Origin of the sequence: Methylobacterium sp. 174MFSha1.1 (genome assembly GCF_900116815.1) — a bacterium.
Lineage (GTDB): Bacteria > Pseudomonadota > Alphaproteobacteria > Rhizobiales > Beijerinckiaceae > Methylobacterium.
The window spans coordinates 1-15,405 of the sequence record NZ_FPCB01000047.1; the positions used below are offsets into that span (position 1 = coordinate 1).

The following is a 15,405-nucleotide window of genomic DNA, read 5'->3' on the forward strand; positions in this document are numbered from 1 at the left end:
GCGAACACACCCTGGCGCGGGGTGGAGCAGCCCGGTAGCTCGTCAGGCTCATAACCTGAAGGTCACAGGTTCAAATCCTGTCCCCGCAACCAAACAAACAAAGACCCCCGCGAGGCGCGAGCCTCGCGGGGGTCTTTGCGTTCAGGCCGGCGCGTAGCCCGGCTTCTTGAAGATCGTCTCGGCCTTGGCGGTGATGTCGGGCTCGTAGACCGTGGCGGTCCAGGCACTCGGCTCGACATCCTCGATGCCGACCGAGACCGAGCCCTCGGAGCAGCCCGCGGCGGCGATCAGGGCCTTGGTGACCTCGTCGGCGATGCGCTGCTTCTGCGCGTCGCTGCGGCCGGCATAGAGTTTCACGATGACGTGCGGCATGGGACGTCCTCTCCTCAGCGGGCGCCGTACTCGGCGTCGCTGACTTGTTCGAGCCAGGTCACGGCGCTGCCGTCCTGCTTCTCCTGGATGGCGATGTGGCTCATGCCGGTGGTCGCGGTCGCCCCGTGCCAGTGCCGCAGGCCGGGCGGAAACCACACCACGTCGCCGGGCCGGATCTCCTCGATCGGTCCGCCCTCACGTTGCGCCCAGCCGAGGCCCGCGGTGACGATCAGGGTCTGGCCGAGGGGATGGGTGTGCCAGGCCGTCCGCGCCCCCGGCTCGAAGGTGACGAGGGCGCCGGCGACCCGGGCCGGGTCCGGCGGGCTGAGGAGCGGGTCGATCCGCACCCGGCCGGTAAAGTACTCCGCGGAGCCCGTCTGCGACGGACGGGACCCGCTCCTGTGGATCTCCATGGCGCTTGCCTCCTGGCGCGCATCCGCGCGCGACCGGGCTGCCATAGCCCAGTCGCCGACGGTCCCGCCAGGGGAGGGGCCTGTCCCTCAGCGCGCCGCGTCGCGGCCGACCCGGCTGTGGCGCCGGCCGTAGCCGAAATAGATCGCCAGCCCGATCCCGAGCCAGACCACCAGCCGGAGCCAGGTCTCGCCGTCGAGCGACAGCATCATCGCGAGGCAGACGAGAATCCCGGCCGCCGGTACGAGTGGGACCAGCGGCACGCGATAGCCTCGCGCCTCGTTCGGGTGGGTGCGCCGCATGATGACGACGCCGGCGCAGACGATGATGAAGGCAAGCAAGGTGCCGATGCTGGTCATGTGGCCGAGCGTGCTGATCGGGGTGAGACCGCCGAGCAGGGCCGCGAACACCATGAAGAACAGGTTGGAGCGGTACGGCGTGCGCCAGGTCGGGTGAATCGCGGCGAAGAATTTTGGCAGCAGCCGGTCGTTCGCCATGGCGAAGAAGACCCGCGACTGGCCGTAGAGCAGCACCAGCATCACGGTGGTGAAACCCGCGATGACGCCGAGCGTCACCAGGGTCTGGAGCCAGGGAAACGGCGTCTGCTTGATGGCGGTGGCGACGGGTGCGGCGTCGCCCTTCATCGAGGCGTAGGGCACGAGGCCGGTCAGCACCGCCGCGAAGGCGATGTAGAGCACGGTGCAGACCGCGAGCGAGCCGAGGATGCCGATCATCATCGTGCGCTGCGGGTTCTTCACCTCCTGCGCCGCCGTCGAGACCGCGTCGAAGCCGATATAGGCGAAGAACACCACGCCGGCCGCCCGCATGATGCCGCTCCAGCCGTACTCGCCGAAGGTGCCGGTGTTGTCCGGAATGAACGGGACGTAGTTCTGCGCCTTGACGTAGAACAGGCCGACCCCGACCACGATCAGCACCACCGCGACCTTGACCACCACGATCACGCTGTTGACCCGGGTCGATTCGCGCACGCCGCGCATCAAGAGCAGCGAGATCAGGCATAGGATCAGCACGGCCGGCAGGTTGACGATCCCGTGCACGGTCGAGCCGTCGGCGAGCTGCACCGTCTCGAACGGCGAGTGCAGCAGGCGTGGCGGCAAGATGATACCCCAGTCCTGGAGCAGGGTGGCGACGTATTTCGACCAGCTCACCGAGACGGTGGCGGCGCCGACCGCGTATTCGAGCACCAAATCCCAGCCGATGATCCAGGCGACGAACTCGCCCATCGTGGCGTAGGCGTAGGTGTAGGCGCTGCCCGAGACCGGGATCATGCTGGCGAGTTCGCTGTAGCACATGCCGGCCAGCGCGCAGCCGATCGCCGCGATGGCGAACGAGATCACCACCGCCGGCCCGGCATGCTCCGCGGCGGCGATGCCGGTGAGCGAGAACAGCCCGGCGCCGATGATCGCCCCGATACCGAGCCCGACGAGGCTCACGGGGCCGAGGGTGCGCTCGAGGCCGTGGCCGCCGCCCTCCGCGTCCTGGCGCAGGCGGTCGATTGGCTTCGTCCGCATCAGCCCCTCCGCTACGCTCTCCTGTGCCATCGCGCGTCCTCCAAGGATTGTTGGAGACATCAACGCAGCGTCACCGCCAAAGCTGCACCGTGATCATCCCGAGATATCGCGCGGAAAAATTGCTGCACCGCAATCGTCTTGCCCGCGACGCATCGGCCGCTTGCCGATCCATGCTCCGTTTCAATATGATTTCCGCAACAATGACAGGAGGAGCCCCCATGTGCCGGATCTTCGCCGAGCAGACGCCGGAGCGCTACGCCTACGAGACGCGCTCGCTGCGGATCGGCGGGCACTGCACCTCCCTGCGCCTCGAGACCGCGTTCTGGACCATCCTGGAGGACATCGCCCGCCAGGAGGGCCTCAGCGTCGCGAAATTCGCCACCAAGCTCCACGACGAGGTGCTGGAGCGGCACGGCGAGGTGCGCAACTTCGCCTCGCTCCTGCGCTGCTCCTGCCTGATCTACCTCTCCGCGGGAAACCGCGCGCCGGTGCTGATGGCGGCGGAGTAGCCCGCAGCCGCACCCTCAGCGCGAATCCTCCAGGATCATCGCCGCGCCCTTCTCGGCCAGCATGATCGTCGGCGAGTTGGTGTTGCCCGAGGTGATGCGCGGCATCGCCGAGGCGTCGGCGACGCGCAGGCCCCGCACGCCGCGCACCCGCAGGCGCGCGTCGAGCACTGCTCCGGCATCGTGGTCGGCGCCCATGCGGGCGGTGCCGACGGGGTGGAAGATCGTGGTGCCGAGGTCGCCCGCGGCCTTGAGCAGGTCGGCGTCGCTGGCGATGCCGGGCCCCGGCAGGTACTCCTCCGGCCGGTAGCGGGCGAGCGGCGCCTGGGCGACGATGCGGCGGGTGAGCTTGAGCGAATCCACCGCCACCCGGCGGTCCTCTTCGGTCGAGAGGTAGTTCGGCCGGATCTCCGGGGGCGCCAGGGGATCGGGGCTCCCCGCATGCACGCTGCCGCGGCTCGACGGGCGCAGGTTGCAGACGCTGGCCGTGAAGGCGCCGAACCGGTGCAGGCCGTCGCCCCACTTGTCGAGGGAGAGCGGCTGGAAGTGGTATTCGAGGTTGGCGGTGGCGTACTCGGGCGAGGAGCGGGTGAACACCCCGACCTGGCTCGGCGCCATGGTGAGCGGCCCGGTGCGGAACAGCGCGTATTCCACCCCCATCCAGCCGCGCTTGATCAGGTTGGCGTAGGAGAGGTTGAGGGTCGGCACGCCGGTGACTTTGTAGACCGGCCGGATCTGCAGGTGGTCCTGCAGGTTCTCGCCGACGCCGGGCGCGTGATGCGCGACCGCGACCCCGAGGGACTGGAGCCGCGCCCCGTCGCCGATGCCGGAGAGTTCGAGGAGCTTCGGGGTCGCGACGGCCCCGGCCGAGAGCACCACCTCGCCGTTCGCGCGCGCGATGTAGCGCTGCCCGCCGCGGCCGAACACCACCCCGGCGGCGCGGCCGTCCTCGATCAGCACCCGCTCGACGTGGATCCCGGTCTCGAGACGGAGGTTGGGGCGGCTCAGCGCCGGCTTGAGGAAGCCGCGGGCCGCGCTCCAGCGCCGGCCCCGGCGCTGGTTGACCTGGAAGTAGGACGAGCCCTCGTTGTCGCCGGTGTTGAAATCCGGGATCTTCGGGATCCCTGCGGCCTCCGCGGCATCGCGGATCGCGTCGAGGATCGCCCAGCGGATCCGCGGCGGCTCGACCCGCCACTCGCCGCCCGAGCGGTGGAACGCGTTCGGCGGCGCGATGTGGTCCTCGTGCTTGAGGAAATAGGGCAGCACGTCGTCCCAGCCCCAGCCTTCGAGGCCGAGCTGGCGCCAGCCGTCGTAATCGGCGGCCTGGCCGCGCATGTAGATCATCGCGTTGATGGCCGAGGAGCCGCCGATGACCTTGCCGCGCGGATAGGCGAGCTGGCGCCCGTTCAGGCCGGCCTCGGCTTGCGTGGTGAACAGCCAGTCCGCCCGCTTGTTGCCGATGGCGAAGAGGTAGCCGGCCGGGATGTGGAACCAGATCCAGTTGTCGCGCCCGCCCGCCTCCAGCACCAGCACCTGCCTTCGGGAATCGGCCGAGAGGCGGTTGGCGAGCACGCAGCCCGCCGAGCCCGCCCCGACCACGATGTCGTCGTAGGTGCCGAATTCCTCGAGAGCCCCGCCGGCTTCGCTGCCTGCCATCGCGTTTCCCAACCCTGATCTGTCGTTCCGGCGGGTTTAGCGCATTCCGCTGGCGACGGCGCAAGGGGTTGCGGCTAAGCTCCCCCGAAACAGGGGGGAGAGGCATGGGGCGGACAATCGGACTCGCGGCGGGCCTCGCGGCCGGCCTCTTGGCAGGCCTCTCGGCTGGCCCGGCGCTCGCCGGGGAATGCGGGGCGCTCGCCAACCTCAGGATCGAGGCGGTGAACCTCCATTCCGCCGCCGAGGTGCCGGCCGCCGGCGACCTGCCGGCCTATTGCCGGGTGCTCGGCACGGTGCGGCCGGCGACCAGCTTCGAGGTGCGGCTGCCGCTGCAGAACTGGAACGGCAAGTATTACGGCACCGGCTGCGGCGGCTTCTGCGGCAACGTCCTGTCGGATGCGCCCGGCTTCACGAACGCGATGAATTACGGCCTGCGCCGGGGCTACGCCGCCTCGACGATGGATGGCGGCCACTGGGGCACCGGCTCGGCCGACGGGCGCTGGGCCGTCGGCGACCTCGTCGCTCGGATGGATTGGGGCCAGCGCGCGGTGACCGAGACCGCCCGGGTCAGCAAGGTGCTGGTGCGGGCCTTCTACGACCGGCCGCAACAGAAATCCTACTTCGCCGGCTGCTCCACCGGCGGCCGCATGGCGGCGATGGAGGCGCTGAAATACCCGAAGGACTTCGACGGGATCATCAGCGGCGCGCCCGCCCTCGACTATACCGGCCTCGTCGCCACGACCTTCGCCTGGGTGACGAAGGCGAATACCGGTGCGGACGGCAAGCCGATCCTGACCACGCCCCGGGCCAGGCTCGTGACGGAGGCGGTGGCGGCGGCCTGCGGGACGAAGGACCAGTCCGGCCTCGTCGCCGACCCCCGGCAATGCGGCTTCAAGCCCTCGTCCCTGCGCTGCACCGGCGACACGTCGGACACGTGCCTGAGCGAGGCCGAGATCGGGGTACTGGAGAAGTGGTATGCCGGGCCGACCGATGCCACGGGCCGCGCGCTCTATCCCGGCGGCATCCCCCTCGGCTCCGAGGCGCACTGGCCGCGCTGGCTCACGGGCCTCGGCAACGCGCCGGCCATCCTGCCGCTCTTTTCCGCCGACTTCCTGCGCTACATGGCGTTCTGGCCGTCGCCCGGTCCGTCCTACCGCGTCACCGATTTCGACTTTTCCGTCGATCCGGCCCGGATGGGGCCGCAGGCCCAGGTCTACAACGCCGCCACCTACGACCCGGCCGCCGGCTCCGTGCGGCCGGTCGCCGACCTCTCGGCCTTCCGCGACGCCGGCGGCAAGCTCCTGATCTATCACGGCTGGGGCGATCCGCTGGTCACGCCGTTCATGAGCGTCGCCTTCTACGAGGCGCTGGCCAAAGGAACCGATGGCAAGGGGGCGGGCGGCCTCGACACCCTGGCGAAGACCGCGCGCCTGTTCATGGTACCGGGCATGGACCATTGCGGCATCGGCACCGAGGGGCCGGGGATCAGCGATACCGGCATCGATCCGCTGACGGCCCTGGAGCGCTGGGTCGAGGCCGGCGAGGCGCCGCGCGAGCTCGTCATGACGAAGCGCGACGCCGGCGGGGCGGCGCAATGGTCGCGGCCGGTCTGCGCCTACCCGCAGGTTCCCCGGCCGGAGGGTGCCGGCCTCACCTGCGCGGCGCCGTGACGGCTGCCGACCGGCCTCGGCCGGTCGGCCTATGGCGCGGGAAAATCTCCCCCCGTCTCTCCACGGTTGGCGGGATTTTCCTATAATGTAACGCGTTAGCAATTGTTCAGGGCCGCTTTCGTGGCATCTGTGCCGCAGGAGTGGCAGGCATGAGCGACGACGTACGACCGCGGGTTCTCTCGATCACCAGCATCACCGCCGTCAGCACGATCGACGGCGGCGATACGCTGGCGGCCGAGGTGAGCGGACCCGACGGCGGCACGGTCTTCCTGCTGATTCCCCTCGGCGCAGCCGGCGCGCTGATCACCCAGCTCACCGACGCCGCCGAGCGCGGGGCGCAGGAGCGGCGCCTGCACAGCCAGGGACGGCGTCCGGCCCAGGAAGCCTGAGGCTCAGGAATCCCGAGGCCCAGAAGTTCTGAGACCCGGGTGGGCGGCCGGGCCTTCCTCCCGGTTCCCCTAGGGGACGCGTGTCTGCTCAAATGCCGCCGATCGGCTGAACCGGCTGGTGAGGAGGATGGGCCAGAACGGCCTCCGGTCGCGGAGGTGCGTCGTGTCGTTCAGGAATCGACTGCGGTTCGAGCACCAGCTCGCCGCGCTGGTCGGCTTGCTCTGCCTCGCCATGGTCGGGGCGACGGTCGGCGGCGCCGTCTGGCTCGAGCGCAGGAGCGCCGTCCGGCTCGCCGAGGCGGGCCTCGCGCGCCTCGCCGCCGGCATGGCCGAGACGCTCGACGTCACCCTGCGCGAGCGCTTCCGCGAGATCCAGGTCGTCGCCGGCCTCGCACCGCTGCGCGAGCGCTGGACGGGCGACGCCACGATGGTCCGCGGCGTCCTCTCCGCCATGCGGACGACGGCGCCGGACTACGCCTGGCTCGGCTTCGTGGCCGTCGACGGCCGCGTCCGGGCGGGCACGGAGGGCATGCTCGAGGGCTTGGCGGTGACGGGCAAGGCCTGGTTCGAGAGCGGGTTGTCCCGGCCCAATGTCGGCGACGTGCACGAGGCGGTGCTGCTGAGCCGCCTTCTCGTCCGCTCCGAGCCCGAGCCCCTGCGCCTCGTCGATCTCGCGGCACCGGTGCGCGATGCCGCGGGGCAGGTCGTCGGGGTGCTCGGCGGCCATCTGAGCTGGGACTGGGCGATCCGGGCCCGGCGCCGCCTCCTCGACGAGGGCCTGCCCGGCACCGACCTGTGGGTGCTCGACCGGCGCGGCCGCGTGATCCTCGGCCCGCAACTCGGCACGTCGCCGTTCGGCCCCGCCCGGATCGGCGCCATGGTCGAGGAGGGCAGCGGCCGCTTCGCCGCCGCGCTCGGATCCGACACGCTGCTGGCCGGCTTCGCCACGGCGGCGAAGGGCGAGCGCACCGAGATCGCGGGCGGCGATCCCGGCCTCGGCTGGATCGTGGTGGCGACGAGGCCGGAGGCGCAGGCCCTCGCGCCGGTGCGGCGCTCGATCCAGGCGCTGCTCGCCCTCGGCGCGGCGACGGCCGCGACCGGCATCGCGCTGGCCTGGTATCTCGGCCGCCGCGCGGCGGCCCCCTTGCGTCGGATGACCGCCGCGGCGGACCGGATCGGCCGCGAGGCCGAGGCGACGACGCTGCCCCGCCTCGACGGTGCCCGGGAATTCGTGGCGCTCTCGGCCTCCTTGCGCTCGCTGTTGCGGCGCATCGGCACCGCCGAGCGCGAGCTCAGCGACGCCACGATCCGCCAGACCCGCGTCGCCGCCTTCTACCGGCGCCAGATCGAGGACCTGCGCCAGGTCGCCGGCACCGACCTGCTGACCGGGCTTCTCAACCGGCGCGGCTTCGCCCGTCCGGCGGAGGGGGCCTTCGTTCAGGCGAGGGGCGGCCGCGGCGTGGCCGTGCTGGTCGCCGACATCGACCACTTCAAGCGCGTCAACGACCAGCACGGCCACGATGCCGGCGACGCGGCGATCCGCCATGTCGGCGCCCTGCTGGCGGAGGCGGTGCGCGGTTCCGACACGGTGGCCCGCTTCGGCGGCGAGGAATTCGTGGTCCTGCTCGTCGGCCCCGGCGGGACTGAGGCTTTGCTCACCGCCGAGCGGCTCTGCGCCGCCGTCCGGGCGGCGGAGATCGCGCATGGCGGCCGCGCGATTCCCGTCACGATCAGCATCGGGGTCGCGACCGTGTCGGCCCGCGATGCCGACATCCAGGCGACGATCGCCCGTGCCGACGCGGCCCTCTACGAGGCCAAGGCGCGGGGCCGCGACCGGGTCAGCGCCGCGGCGGAGATCGGGGAGGTCGAGCGGGCGGCGTGAGCGGCGCTCATCCCCGTTCGAGGCCCACGGAGCGTCGCACGAAGCCGAAGGCGGAGGTCAGGCTGCTGCCGGCCGCTCCGGCGGCGGCCTGAACCGCGTCGCTCGCGGCCTGCAGCGTTCCGGCCGATGCCGTCTCGGGAGCGAGTGGGACCGCAAGGCGGCTCGCCGCCCGGGCCAGACCGACCCGCAGCACCTCGCGGTCATGCGCCACCAGGGCGGCCAGCCGCGCATCCGCCAGGGCGACGACGAGCCCATCATCCGCGAAGGCGATCTCCACCAGGGCCTTCGGTCGGCTCTCGTCGGCTTCGACGGCGGCCAGGGCCGAGACGGCCAAGCCGGCGGCCCCGGTCAGGTCGAGTTGAGAGGCCAGGCCGAGGCCGCCCTTGATCCCGGTCAGCACCTGCTCGCCCCAGCCGCGCTCTCCGGCCACGCCGCCATGCGACTCGATGGCGACGACCGTGTCGACGCCGCGCTCGACGCCGTCCGGCGTCGTGAACACTCCCGCCTCGTACTGGCCGCGTCCCTTGCCGCAATTGCCCGCGACGACCTTGATCTCGGCCATGAACGGCGCCCCGCCCGCCAGCATTGCCCGGTCGCTGTCCTGTGCCAGCGTGCTCGGCGTTCCGGCGAGCTTACCGGTGGGATCGGCGCCATGTCGAGGGGATCGCATCGCCCGCGAGGCCGACATCCTGCGGCTTGTCCCGTCGCCCCCGGACGCGTCCGTGTTCCGGCGGAACCGGATCGCGCCAAGCTCCGTTACTACTCCATAAGAGTATTCATGGAGTCATGGAGGCGACGATGATGAAAGGCGGGCTGCTCTGGTTGATCGGCATACCGATTCCGATCATCCTGATCCTGTTCTTCCTCGGCTACCTGCATTGAGGGTTTGCCTGAGCACGCTCCAGGAATAATATCCTCCTCGCCGGTCCGGGCTCCGGTGCGCGGCCCCGGACTGACGAGGAGTGTGACAAATCCGTCGGGATGGTCGCACGTTCCGAAGACGTGTCAGCGCCGCGAGGCGAGTTCGCCCATCCGGGCGGCGCGGCCCTGCTCGACGTGCCAGCGCGCATCGGCGACCTGCCGGCGCAGGCTGTTGCGGCGCCAGAGATGGTAGAGGCGGAAAGGGTGCGGGACGGTGCCGGCCCGGGCCTCGTGATGCTTCAGGCGGCGCAGCAGGCCGGGCAGGCAGGCGCCCGCGGCCTCGCCGGTGGCGATGTCGCCGAGACGGACCTGGCGCAGCAATTCGGCCCGGTAATCCTCCACGCCCGATCCCTCTCGTCCCTCTTCGGAAGAAGACGCATCCCTCGAAGGGAGATGCCGTCCGTCGTGCCGGTGCGGGAAGGATGGGAAGATCATGCGACGGTGGCAACGCGGCATCGTCGCCCGCCCCCGAAAGGCGTAGGCCCTCACGCAAAAAGAGGCCCTGCCGGCGGGAGCGAGCAGGGCGGTGAAGTCGACTTGGGGGCCTCAGCAACATCCCTGATGGTCGTCCACCCGGTCGAGACCGGGCCAGCAGGGACGGTCGGGCAAGAATTGCCGCAACACTTGTGATGTTGCTGCTCTTTTTCGGGCCTTTCCATCACTTATGTGAAGATTCACAGGCGGGGGATTGTCGCCGGCGGTCAGGCCCGGGGGATGCCGGTGTCGCCGGTGCCGGTATAGTCCGCGATCGAGACCAGGGCCGGGACGTCGCGGAGCGTGATGGCGGTGGCGCGCTGCTCGACCAGGCCGTCCCGGCGCAGCTGCTGCATCGTGCGGTTCATGTGCACCACGCTGAGGCCCAGCGCATCGGCCAGGACTTCCTGGGTGATCGGGAACGAGAACCGGTTCTCCTGGACCCGGTCCACCGCCGCCAGCCGCTCGCGCAGCTCCAGCAGGAAATGGGCGACGCGCTCGTAGGCGGTCTGGCGCCCGAGGCGCACCACCTGGTTGACGAGCCAGATCTCCTCCATCTCCCGCGCCTGCCGGAGCGCCGCCGCCAAGCCCGTCTCCTTGCCGGCCGCCTTGCCGCAGGTCCGGCCGCCATCCGCGGCGTCGCGCAAGGCCCCCGCCTCGCAGATCTGGGCCGGCGTCAGGGTGGCGACGGAGCCGAAGGGCAGCGGCCGCCGGCGCTGGTCGAGGCCGATCAGGTCGCCGGGCAGGAGCACGACGACGATCTGGCGCCGTCCGTCGGCGAGGAGGCGCTGGCGGCAGGCCCAGCCCTCCAGGAGCACCTGCGGCCGCGGCGCCGCCTCGCCGTCGCGCACGAGTTCGGTGCGAGCCGGCACCGGGACCGGGCGGGCGGTGACCTGGCGCAGCAACGCCGCCTCGTCGGCGGCCAGCGGGGCGTAGCCCGAGAGGCGGCGCAGGACCGCGTCCGTGGCGGCGGGGGTGTGGGCGAGGGGCTCACCCGGCATCGTCGGCCTCCGCGCCCGGATCCTCGGCCGCGGCCGGAGCGGTCGGGCCCGTCGAGCCGCGGCCCGGCGCCCGGATCGGCATCTCGATGACGCAGCGCACGCCGCCCGGGCGGTAATCCAGGGCGGTCGTGGCGCCGAACTCGTAGACCAGGCCCTGCTCGATCAATTCGCGCCCGAAGCCCCGGCGGGCCGGCGCGGTCGGGAGCAGGGTGACGCCGCTCTCCTGCCATTCGAGCCGCAGGCGGCTTTCCGGCTCGGGGCCGTAGACGTGCCAGGAGATGGCGATCCGCCCCTCCGGCCGGGCGAGCGCCCCGTACTTGATCGCGTTGGTGGCGAGCTCGTGCAGCGCCAGGCCGAGGGTCTCGGCGGTCCGCTGCGGCAGGCGCAGCTCGGGGCCGTCGAGGGTCACCTGGCCGCCGTCCCGCACCGCGTGGGACAGGACCTCCTCGCCGATCAGCTCGGCGAGGTCGGTGGCGGCGTCGGGGCTGCGGGTGAGGATGTTCTGAACGCGGGCGAGCGCCCCGAGCCGGCCGTCGAAATGCATCGTGAAGTCGGCGAGCGAGGTCTGGCCCTCGGCGGTGCGGTTGGCCACCGAGCGCACCACCGCCAGGATGTTCTTCACCCGGTGCTGCAGCTCGATGAGCAGCAGGCGCTGGCGGTCCTCGGCCATCCGCCGCTCGTGGCTGTCGGTGCAGGAGCCGAACCAGGTGACGGCGTCGCCCTCCGGATCGGCCATCGGCTCGGCCCGGGCGGTGAACCACCGATAGGTGCCGGCGGCGGCCCGGATGCGGAACTCGTGCTCGAAGGTCTCGCGGGTCGCCGCCGCCCGCTGCCAGCGGCGCTGGTTCTCCTCGACGTCCTCCGGGTGCATCACCGTGAGCCAGCCGAGGCCGAGCGCCCGGCCGTCCTCCAGGCCGGTATATTCGTGGAAGCGCGGATTGACGTAGGTCCAGTTCAGGTCGGCATCGGCGGTGAACAGGAAGGCCGGGACGATCCGCTCCATCCGCCGGAAGCGCTCCTGGCTGGCGCGCAGGGCCCGCTCGGCCCGGGCGGTGGCGGTGATGTCCAGGAAGGTGATGACGACGCCGGCGATGAAGTTGTCGATCGAGCGGTAGGGCAGCACCCGGGCGAGGTAGCGCGCGCCGCTCTCCGGGCTGCCGACCTCGCGCTCGATGGTGCCGAGCGTGCGCAGCACCTTGCGCACGTCCTCGGGCAGTTCGGGGTAGTGGATGCGCGCCGCGATGTGGGTGATCGGCCGGCCGAGGTCGGACTCGATCAGGTGGAAGATGTCGGTCACCGCCGGGGTGAAGTTCTTCACCCGGAACTCGTTGTCGAGGAACACCGTGGCGATCTGGGTGCTCTCGAGCAGGTTCTTCAGGTCGCTGTTGGCTCTGCCCAAGTCGTTGACCCGGTGCCCGAGCTCGCCGTTGACGGTCTGCAATTCCTCGTTGACCGATTGCAGCTCCTCCTTCGAGGTTTCGAGCTCCTCGTTGGCGGATTGCAGCTCCTCGTTGATCGACTGATACTCCTCGTTGGAGGATTTCAGCTCCTCGTTGGTGCTCTCCAGCTCCTCGATCGTCGCCTGGAGCCGCTCGCGGGTCAGGCGCAGCTCGCTCTCCAGGCGCTGGACGTGCTCGTCGCGCAGGAAGGAGGGGGTCGGCTCCTCGGTGCCGTCGCCCTCCAGGGTCTCGCCCTCCTGGAACAGGATGACGAAGCTCGGCGGGCCGTCGCCCCCGGGCACCGGCTCGACCACCAGGGTGACGAGGCGGCGCTCGCCGTTGGTGCCCATGGCGGTGCGCTCGGCCTTGACGGTCCGGTTCTCGGCGCCCGCCTTGAGCAGGGCGGCGCGCAGGTCGAAGCGCAGGTCGCGGTGGACGAGGTTGAGCAGGTTGAGGCTCGCCGCGCCCGTCGCCGGGTCGATGTAGCGCCCGGTGCGGCCGGAGAAGTGCAGCACGTCGTAGGCTTCGTCGACCACCACGTAGGCCGGCGCGTAGCGCTCGGCCACCCGCTCGGCCCGGCGCGCGAGGCCGCCCTCGATGGTCCGCGGCCGCAAGACGCCGCCATTCTCCGCCTGGCGCCGGTCCGCGACCACGGTGAGGGGGAATTCCGGCAGCACCCGGGTGGCGCTCTCGAGGCGGCGGAAGATGCGGTAGCGCCGGTCTATCGGAGCGAACAGCTTGGCGTGCCGTGTGACGTTCTCGGAATTGCCGAGGAACAGGAACCCGCCCGGCCGCAGGGCGAAGTGGAACAGCGGGATCACCCGGTTCTGCAACTCGCCATTGAGGTAGATCAGCAGGTTGCGGCACGACACGAGGTCGAGGCGCGAGAACGGGGCGTCCTTGATCACGTTGTGCTGCGAGAAGATGCACATCTCCCGCAGCTCCTTGACGACGCTGTAGGTCGCGCCCTCCTTGACGAACCAGCGGGCGAGGCGGTCGGCCCGGACCTGGCGGGCCACCGCCTCGGTGTAGCGTCCGACCCGGGCGCTCGCGAGCGCCCGCCCGTCGATGTCGGTGGCGAAGATCTGCACCTGCGGCACCGCGTCGAGCTTGGCCATGTGCTCGCGCAGGAGGATGCCGATCGAGTAGGCCTCTTCCCCGGTGGCGCAGCCGAGCACCCAGACCCGGACCTGGTCGCCCGAGCCCTTGCCGGAGAACAGCCGCGGGACCACTTCGGCTTCGAGCAGCTCGAACTCGCGGTGGTCGCGGAAGAACTGCGTCACCCCGATCAGCAGGTCGTTGAACAGGTTCTGCACCTCGTCCGGATCGGCGCGCAGATGCTCGACGTAGGATTCGATCGTCTCGACCTGCACCACCTGCATCCGGCGGTGGACGCGGCGCAGGAAGGTGTTCTGCTTGTAGCCGTGGAAGTCGTGCCCGGTCTTGTTGCGCAGGATGGTGGCGATGCGGACCAGGGAATCGGCCGCGGCCTCTTCCCCCGCCGGCCGGGCCTCCGCGCTGCGGCGCAGGTAGCGGGTGTAGGACAGGATCCGGTCGGCCATCAGTTCCGGCAGCACGACGTGGTCGGCGAGCGAGGCGGCGGTGCTGCCGGACAACGCCTCCTCCCCGTGCGGCTCGGCCAGGGTCAGGCCGCCCGCCGCCTTGACGGCGGTGACGCCAAGGGTCCCGTCGCTGCCGGTGCCGGCGAGCACCACCGCCACCGCCTGCGCGCCCCGGTCCTCGCCCAAGGCGACCAGGAAGGTATCGAGGCCGCCCCGCCCCCCCGGCTCGTCCGTCTCCGCCGCGAGGCGGAACCGCCCCTGCGCCAGGGTCACGGTGGCGTCCGCGGGGAGGACGTAGAGATGCCCGGCCTCGATCGCGCCGCCCTCGGTGACCGGTCCCCGCGGCAAGGCGGCCGCCCGCGCCAGCACGGTGCGCCAGCGCGCCTCGTCGATCGCCTCGCGCTGCTGGAGCGCCACCACGACGGCGACGTCCGGCATGTCCGGCGCGTGGGCGAGGAAGCGCTCCAGGGAATCGATCGCGAGGCCCGACGCACCGACGCCGACGACCACCGGCCGGTCCGGCGATCGGTCGCCCGCGTCGTCGATGCCCGGCTCCGCGCGGATCTTCCTGGCCAAGGGTCGTCGCCTCCGGTGTGCGTCGGGTGAGAGAGGTCCGGATCCGCCATCGGCGACCATACGCGTCCGGCCATGCGCTGTCAGGCCGAACGGCCGGCGATCCCGGGCCAATCTCGCGGGTTTCGGGACCGTCGAGCCTCGCATCGGTTTGTAAGGCCCTGCTTCAACACAGGTTAAGCGGCCGGGCGGATGGCAGCCCCCACGTCAGCGGCCGGGCGATCCGGGTCCGGACTTGCCGTCGATCCGGCCGGCGATCCGGCGCTCGTAATGCTTGGCGACCCGCAGGTGGCGCGAGATCGCGTAGTTCATCGCCGTGAGGAAGCCGTAGGCGCCGCGTACGCAGTGGCGCCGGCCGAGATAGGCCTTGAGGAAGTTGCCCGGCAGCTCGACGAACAGGCGCCAGGTCGGGATCCGGACGCCCCGCGCCTCGAGGTCGTCGGCCTGCTGGTCGGAGTAGCGGTTGAGCTTGTCGAGCTGGTCGCCGAGCGAGCGGACCGAGAAGTGGTGGATCACCCCCCGCAGGCGCCCGGTCGTGGCGCCCGGTTCGAGGTCGACCCGGTCGTGCACCGGCGAGGGCGAGTAGCGGCCGCGGTCGCGCCGGTAGAGCCGCACCGGCCACAGCGTGTAGGCGAGGCGGTGCGGGCGCGCCTCGCCCGGGAACACCTCGGCGATGCCGAGCTCGTAGGCCGGGTGCGGCGGCTCGCCCGCCGCGAACAGCCGGCGGATCTCGTTCGAGAGCTCCGCCGGCACCACCTCGTCGGCATCGAGGTTCAGCATCCAGACGTGGCGGCACTGCTCTTCGGCGAAGCGCTTCTGCGGCCCGTAGCCGGGCCAGTCCCGCTCGATCACCCGGGCGCCGAGGGACGCGGCGAGCTCCCGCGTGCCGTCGGTGGAGCCGGAATCGACCACGATCAGGTCGTCGGTCAGGTCGCGCACGGCCGCCAGCGTGGCGCCGATCCGGTCGGCCTCGTTGCGGGCGATGAGGAAGATCGAGAGGGGGAGCGGGGCGACCAT

13 protein-coding genes and 1 tRNA gene are annotated in these 15,405 nt (G+C 71.3%); 5 read left to right on the top strand and 9 right to left on the bottom strand.

Annotated features, from left to right (window positions below):
- Window positions 1-15 precede the first annotated feature (15 nt).
- Window positions 16-92 (top strand) — tRNA-Met (locus tag BM430_RS29365).
- Between the two features lie 49 nt (window positions 93-141).
- Here the strand turns inward: BM430_RS29365 and BM430_RS29370 are convergent.
- The 3 genes from BM430_RS29370 to BM430_RS29380 form a co-directional block, all read right to left on the bottom strand.
- On the bottom strand, window positions 142-372 hold the full coding sequence (locus tag BM430_RS29370) for a tautomerase family protein (protein WP_093570764.1): 231 nt from the start codon (window positions 370-372) through the stop codon (window positions 142-144).
- Window positions 373-386: 14 nt separating this feature from the next.
- Window positions 387-785 (bottom strand): (R)-mandelonitrile lyase, encoded by a 399-nt coding sequence (locus BM430_RS29375; RefSeq protein ID WP_093570765.1) that lies wholly within the window; start codon window positions 783-785, stop codon window positions 387-389.
- An 87-nt stretch (window positions 786-872) separates the two neighbouring features.
- Complete coding sequence (locus tag BM430_RS29380; protein ID WP_244539708.1) at window positions 873-2,315, bottom strand: amino acid permease; 1,443 nt, start codon at window positions 2,313-2,315, stop codon at window positions 873-875.
- Between the two features lie 218 nt (window positions 2,316-2,533).
- On the opposite strand from BM430_RS29380, the gene BM430_RS29385 reads away from it, so the two are divergent.
- Window positions 2,534-2,824 (top strand): ribbon-helix-helix domain-containing protein, encoded by a 291-nt coding sequence (locus tag BM430_RS29385; protein WP_093570767.1) that lies wholly within the window; start codon window positions 2,534-2,536, stop codon window positions 2,822-2,824.
- A gap of 15 nt (window positions 2,825-2,839) precedes the next feature.
- Here BM430_RS29385 and BM430_RS29390 read toward each other — a convergent pair whose 3' ends face one another.
- A complete protein-coding gene (locus BM430_RS29390) occupies window positions 2,840-4,477 on the bottom strand; it encodes a GMC family oxidoreductase (protein ID WP_093570768.1) in 1,638 nt (545 codons plus the stop codon).
- A 104-nt stretch (window positions 4,478-4,581) separates the two neighbouring features.
- Here BM430_RS29390 and BM430_RS29395 point away from each other — a divergent pair, with 104 nt between their 5' ends.
- The 3 genes from BM430_RS29395 (at window position 4,582) to BM430_RS29405 (ending at window position 8,418) form a co-directional block, all read left to right on the top strand.
- On the top strand, window positions 4,582-6,147 hold the full coding sequence (locus tag BM430_RS29395; protein WP_093570769.1) for a tannase/feruloyl esterase family alpha/beta hydrolase: 1,566 nt from the start codon (window positions 4,582-4,584) through the stop codon (window positions 6,145-6,147).
- A 149-nt stretch (window positions 6,148-6,296) separates the two neighbouring features.
- Window positions 6,297-6,536: a hypothetical protein gene (locus BM430_RS29400; RefSeq protein ID WP_093570770.1), complete on the top strand. Its 240-nt coding sequence runs from the start codon at window positions 6,297-6,299 to the stop codon at window positions 6,534-6,536.
- 163 nt (window positions 6,537-6,699) lie between these two features.
- Complete coding sequence (locus BM430_RS29405; RefSeq protein WP_143132160.1) at window positions 6,700-8,418, top strand: sensor domain-containing diguanylate cyclase; 1,719 nt, start codon at window positions 6,700-6,702, stop codon at window positions 8,416-8,418.
- Between the two features lie 7 nt (window positions 8,419-8,425).
- On the opposite strand, the gene BM430_RS29410 is transcribed toward BM430_RS29405, so the two are convergent.
- The 5 genes from BM430_RS29410 to BM430_RS29430 all read right to left on the bottom strand — a co-directional run bounded on the left by BM430_RS29410 (window position 8,426) and on the right by BM430_RS29430 (window position 15,405).
- Window positions 8,426-9,106 carry a hypothetical protein gene (locus BM430_RS29410; protein WP_143132161.1) on the bottom strand — a complete coding sequence of 227 codons (681 nt, stop codon included), beginning with the start codon at window positions 9,104-9,106 and terminating at the stop codon, window positions 8,426-8,428.
- Between the two features lie 317 nt (window positions 9,107-9,423).
- Window positions 9,424-9,681 (bottom strand): hypothetical protein, encoded by a 258-nt coding sequence (locus BM430_RS29415; protein ID WP_093570773.1) that lies wholly within the window; start codon window positions 9,679-9,681, stop codon window positions 9,424-9,426.
- Between the two features lie 359 nt (window positions 9,682-10,040).
- Window positions 10,041-10,814: a Crp/Fnr family transcriptional regulator gene (locus BM430_RS29420; protein ID WP_093570774.1), complete on the bottom strand. Its 774-nt coding sequence runs from the start codon at window positions 10,812-10,814 to the stop codon at window positions 10,041-10,043.
- Complete coding sequence (locus BM430_RS29425; protein ID WP_244539709.1) at window positions 10,804-14,391, bottom strand: CheR family methyltransferase; 3,588 nt, start codon at window positions 14,389-14,391, stop codon at window positions 10,804-10,806. The genes BM430_RS29420 and BM430_RS29425 overlap by 11 nt, the downstream gene beginning before the upstream one ends.
- A gap of 204 nt (window positions 14,392-14,595) precedes the next feature.
- On the bottom strand, window positions 14,596-15,405 hold the full coding sequence (locus BM430_RS29430; protein ID WP_093570776.1) for a glycosyltransferase family 2 protein: 810 nt from the start codon (window positions 15,403-15,405) through the stop codon (window positions 14,596-14,598).

What these genes read in the sequence shown, in the direction of transcription:
- BM430_RS29410 (WP_143132161.1), bottom strand. Translation starts at nt 9,106, where the DNA reads ATGTCGGCCTCGCGGGCGATGCGATCCCCTCGACATGGCGCCGATCCC.
- BM430_RS29395 (WP_093570769.1), top strand. Translation starts at nt 4,582, where the DNA reads ATGGGGCGGACAATCGGACTCGCGGCGGGCCTCGCGGCCGGCCTCTTG.
- BM430_RS29400 (WP_093570770.1), top strand. Translation starts at nt 6,297, where the DNA reads ATGAGCGACGACGTACGACCGCGGGTTCTCTCGATCACCAGCATCACC.
- BM430_RS29380 (WP_244539708.1), bottom strand. Translation starts at nt 2,315, where the DNA reads ATGCGGACGAAGCCAATCGACCGCCTGCGCCAGGACGCGGAGGGCGGC.
- BM430_RS29375 (WP_093570765.1), bottom strand. Translation starts at nt 785, where the DNA reads ATGGAGATCCACAGGAGCGGGTCCCGTCCGTCGCAGACGGGCTCCGCG.
- BM430_RS29420 (WP_093570774.1), bottom strand. Translation starts at nt 10,814, where the DNA reads ATGCCGGGTGAGCCCCTCGCCCACACCCCCGCCGCCACGGACGCGGTC.
- BM430_RS29385 (WP_093570767.1), top strand. Translation starts at nt 2,534, where the DNA reads ATGTGCCGGATCTTCGCCGAGCAGACGCCGGAGCGCTACGCCTACGAG.
- BM430_RS29370 (WP_093570764.1), bottom strand. Translation starts at nt 372, where the DNA reads ATGCCGCACGTCATCGTGAAACTCTATGCCGGCCGCAGCGACGCGCAG.
- BM430_RS29430 (WP_093570776.1), bottom strand. Translation starts at nt 15,405, where the DNA reads ATGGTCGCCCCGCTCCCCCTCTCGATCTTCCTCATCGCCCGCAACGAG.
- BM430_RS29390 (WP_093570768.1), bottom strand. Translation starts at nt 4,477, where the DNA reads ATGGCAGGCAGCGAAGCCGGCGGGGCTCTCGAGGAATTCGGCACCTAC.